The organism is Polynucleobacter brandtiae, assembly GCF_002797575.1.
Lineage (GTDB): Bacteria > Pseudomonadota > Gammaproteobacteria > Burkholderiales > Burkholderiaceae > Polynucleobacter > Polynucleobacter brandtiae.
In genome coordinates this window covers 1-5,438 of record NZ_PGTX01000010.1, presented here as the reverse complement: position 1 = coordinate 5,438, position 5,438 = coordinate 1, and the positions used below count along the sequence as shown (strand labels likewise).

The window sequence follows — 5,438 nt, the reverse complement described above, 5'->3', positions numbered from 1 at the left end:
TTAACGGATACGGCAAACGCGATTACCACCTTAGCCGGTAATACCGGCACAGTCTCATTCTTAGAAAATAGTGGCTTTGCTATTGGTACTGTCAACACAGTGGGCCTAACTACTATTGGTAATCTCACCCTCAGCACTACGGGTACGGTAACGCAGAGTCAAAATATTAGCGCTACTAGTTTGCGCTTACTAGGATCTGGAACTCACAATTTAGTGAGAACAAGCAATACCATCACCACACTGGCCGCTGATACTGGCATCTTAAGTTTTGCTCAAAATACTGCTTATACAGTGGGTTCAGTGACAACGGTAGGCATTACCACTACCGGTAATCTTGCCTTGAGCGGTACATCTGGCTACACGATTTCTCAGAACATGACTTCTGGTGCAGGTACACAAACCTACACAGGCCCCATTACCTTATCAACCGGCCCCATTACACTGACATCCATCGATGCTGACATTAGCTTTAGTGGCTCAACAACTACTATTAATGGAGCTCAAGCATTAACAGTTAATGCAGGTAGTGGCGCGATTAGTTTTGGTGGGATATTGGGTGGCACTACACCAATCAGTTCACTCGTATTACAGGGATCTGGTAACAACACCTTAACTAGCGCCATAAGTGCTGTGGGCGCAATTGATCTTAAAGGTACATCCAGAACAAACACACTGGTAGTAGCAACGACCTTGACAAGTAGTTCCAATGGAACCATTACTGTTGGAAATACTAATGGAGCATACGCACTCAATATTAGTAATGGCTCTGGAACTATTGATCTCAGTGCGCTTGGACAAAGTACTAGCTTAGCTAGCCTGACTCTATTTGGTACAGGCATAAATCAATTGCGTGGTGACATTACAACCACCGGTGCCATCAATCTAAAAGGAACATCACGGACTACACAATTATTCTATAACCCAACGATTACAGCGACCAATGCAAATATCACCTTAGGAACAATTGATGGTGGTACGGGCACTGCGGCTGGTACCTATTCTTTAACGATTTCTAATGGATCAGGAACCATCACCTTAGGAAATCTAGGAAGTACTATTGCCCTTTATGAGCTAATACTCGCCGGTACAGGGAATACAGTTGTTGGATCTATGGATACAACCTATGGATACAACTTAGGCGCCAGTCGTGGCCTCACATTAAGTGCAGATACCACTTACGTAAACCCCTCTGATGCAGTCATATTGGGTAATATCACTTTGGCTGATGGTGTCACCCTCACACTTGGTAATGGCGGTCCCGCAAGCATCACTATTAACTCAATTGTCGGCACTGCTCTAAATACACCATCCTATGTGGTGATCAATTCAATTGGAGTAGTCGCAGTCACAACTACTATCGGCACCGACATCGGTAGCCTCACCATCACTAACTCCGGAACTGCCACCTTTGGTGGAGCAGTGAGTGCGGGAGTAGTTTCCCTTGCTAATACCACCGGTACGATTACCTTTAGTGGTGCTTTAGCCTTAACAACAATTAATGGATCTTCTACCATTGGCGGTACTTCCACTGGCACCATCACCCTAGGCGCCACCACACTAGCCGATGGCGCTACTCTGACATTGGGTACCGGCATTGCCAATGCAATCAACTTGTCATCAGTTGCCGGTACAGCAAACAATGGAGTATCGAACCTTACGATTAACACCACTGGTGTTGTCAGTGTCTCTAGCACCATTGGCACCGACATCGGCACCCTGACCATCACCAACTCGGGTGGTACGACCTTTAGTGGGGCAGTCAGTGCTGCTACCTTAGCAATTACAAATACCACTTCAGGTAATACCGTCACCTTTAGCGATAGCCTCACCTTGACTACCGGTATGACTGTCGGTGCCGGATCAGCTGCTTATAACGTCGCTCTGAATGGCACTACCAATACGATTGCTGGTGCTACTACCTTTAATAACACCGGTACCGTTACTTTAGGTAATGGCAGTGATACTCTGAACTTTACGGGTGGCTTGATTGCTACAGCACCAAGTGCAGTAACCGTAAACGGTACTGTGACCGCAGCAGGAACAGGCCTCATTACTTTAGGTGATAGCGATAGTGCAGTAGCGATTGGTGGTACTTCTACGATTGGTGGTACTTCTACTGGTGCAATGACCTTAGGTGCTCTCACACTGGTTGATAACGCTACTCTGACACTAGGTACCGGCAGAGCCAATGCAATCAACTTGTCATCAGTAGCAGGCACTGCTGGCACATCAAACCTCACGATTAATACCACCGGTGTTGTCAGTATCTCTAGCACTATTGGCACCGACATCGGCACCCTGACCATCACCAACTCCGGTGGTACGACCTTTAGTGGAGCAGTAGACGCTAGCACCGTCACCCTGACCAACACCACCGGTGCGATTACCTTTAATGGTGCCTTAACAGCGACTACTCTCAATACTGCAGCGCAAGCCTATAACCTAGCCTTGAACGCTACGACCGGCACGATCGCCAATGCGGTGACCTTTAGTAACACCGGCACGCTTGCTCTGGGAGCAAGTGGCGGAACCTTGATCTTTACGGGTGGCCTAACAGCCACAGCTCCTTCTGCTATCACCTTAGCTGGAACGCTCAATACGAATAGCACTGCAGTGTCATTAGGCGCTACAAGCAAGACAGTGACATTATCTGCAAGCGCATTGATTAATACTTATGCGGACGCAGGTAGTGGTGCAAATATTGCCATGAATGGCCCCATTCAAGGAAGTAGTGCTGGCTTACAAGATTTAACCCTCCTATCTAAAGGCGGTACGATCACGATTACTGGTTTAGTAGGATCAAGCACTCGAATAGGTGCTCTCACGCTGGGAGATAGCGCGCAAACCGGAGCAATCACGGTGAACGGAACAATTGTTGCGCAAGCTCTAGTAGTAGGGCAGAGTGGCGGCACCAACGCCTTTGCAATCACTCTAAACAATATTACAGGTGCAGCAGGTACCACTACGATTAGTGATGCAGCCAATTTTTACAATACCGGCGCCATTGCCCTAGGAGATCATGCTTCTGATGTCTTTAATTTCCTTGGAGGTGTATCGATTGCTCATTCTTCTGGGGTGACTGTAAAGGCGCAAAGTTTATCCGCTACGGCAAGTCCTATTTATATTAATGTGCCAACGCGCTTTATGTTTAGCGCCACTCTGAGTCCTGGAGTTGGGCGAATTACATTAGGGGCAGTCACGCTGGATGATGGCTATACCTTAACCTTAGGTGCTGGCGCTGCAACACCCATGACCTTAAGTTCTATCTCCGGAACACTCAACGGAGCTACCTCTAACCTCACGATCAATACTACTGCTGCGGTAACTGTTAGTGGAGCAATTGGTACCGATATTGGCACATTGAGGATTACTAATTCTGGTGGAATTACTTTTGCTGGTGCGCTGGGTGCTAATGGAGACCGAATTGGTACCTTGGTCATTACCAATAGTTCGGGCACTCTTGAATTTGCTCACAATCTTTATGCTGGTGCTATGACCAATGCTATTGGTAGTACTGCCGACATCAAGTTCTATGGCTCTACTACCGACGTTACGAGTGCAGTCACACTCAATACTACAGGGGATGTTTACTTTGGTAATGCCACCTCGGATGTAATGACTTTCTCCCGCGGTATTACCCACATCACTGGTAATAATATTTTGCTGGGTACCTTTACTGCAGGCAATCCAAGTCAATGCGTTGCCGGAATTGATTGCTCATTTAATATGGGTGGAACCACCAGCTTCTTGGGCTCTACCAGTACTTTCGACTTTGGAACCTCCTCGATTACTTTAAATAATGTGATCTTAGGTGATGGAGTGACTTTGTACTTAGGTGGCGGTAAGTCTGGATCTATTACTGTAGCCTCAATCACTGGAACAGCTGGTGGTGCTAGCTCTAATGTGGTGATTAACAATACAGGTGCGATCAGCATTACTGGCGCAATTGGAACCGATATTGGTACTCTGACTTTAACTAATAGCGGTGGAGCCATCTTTGGATCTACTGTGAGCACTGTAAATAGCATTGTGATTAGTGCTACTACTGGAACAGTCTCCTTTAATGGTGCTATAACGACCTCAACCCTTTCACTTGCTGCTGGCGGCTATAACCTTGGACTGAACGCCTCGGGTACGAGCATTAGCAATGCGGTAACCTTTAATAATACTGGTACTTTAGCTCTGGGATCTAGTGGCGGTACTCAAACCTATGCTGGTGGTATTACAGCAACTGCACCTTCAGTGAGCACCTTAAAAGGGACGATTAATACAACTGATCAAGCGATAGTATTGGGTCCAGTGACGTTGGGAGCAAATACAATACTCAACACCAATGCAATCAGTAGCGCTGGAACAATTACCTTAGGAGCGGTTACTGGCTCAACTTATAACCTGACACTTTCTACGGGAAGTTCAATTGCCGGTGCGAACGTCACTGGATCTACCTTCTCTGGCACCGGTACGTTGGCATTAGAAAATATTGGCGGTACAGCACGATTTACTGGGGCAGTAACTGCTAATCAACTTACGGTTGCCTCTTCTGTCAATCAAGTGGCATTAGTGGGCACTACGGGCACCATTACTAGTGCAGTGACCTTTAATAATACTGGCAGCCTCACGCTTGGTGCGAGTGGTGGATCGCAGACCTATACAGGCGGTATCACCGCAACGGCCCCTAGTGGCATTGTTCTTGCCGGCACCTATGTACTGGGTGGAGCAAGTATTATCGGTGATTTAGATACTTCTATTACCCTAGCGGCACCAACCACTTTGAGCGTTTCTAGTGGCGGTACTTTGAGTGTGGATGGTAGCGTGGGTGCAAGCAATATTGCATTGACCGTCACTGGAGTTGGTAACACCACAATTTCTAGCGCAATCAATACAGGCAGTGGAAGTCTCAGTAAATCTGGTAATGGCTCATTAACGTTATCAGCTGCCAGTGGGTATACCGGTGCTACTTCAATTACTGCAGGTACCTTGTACTTGACTGGTAACGGTGCCATAGCTGCTTCCTCAGCCATTACGGTCGATGCCGCCTTCGATATCAGCGCCATCTCCGGTAGCAGTGTCTCGATTGTCAGCTTAGCTGGCAACAGTTCTGGCGTGGTTGCCTTAGGGGCAAAAACCTTAACCATCACTACCGCAGCGAATACTTTTGCTGGAGCCATCAACGGTACGAACGGTAATCTAGTGATTGCTGGCGGCAGTCAAGTTCTGACTGGTGCTAATACTTACACTGGTACTACCACCATCAACAGTGGCGCTACTCTACAAATTGGTAATGCCAGTACTACTGGTACCTTAGGTACTGGGGAAGTGACCAATAACGGCACGCTGATACTAAATCGCACTAATGCCATGACCGTAGCCAATGACATGACCGGTAGCGGTAGTCTGACTCAAGCTGGTAGTAATACTGTGATCCTCACGGGTACGAA

The 5,438-nt window shown here is 47.3% G+C and carries 1 protein-coding gene; it reads left to right on the top strand.

Annotation, left to right across the window (positions count from 1 at the left end; all coding sequences use genetic code 11):
* Positions 1–5,438, top strand: a 5,438-nt coding sequence (locus B0G85_RS10165) for a beta strand repeat-containing protein (protein WP_157799325.1), incomplete at both ends; no start/stop codon positions are given.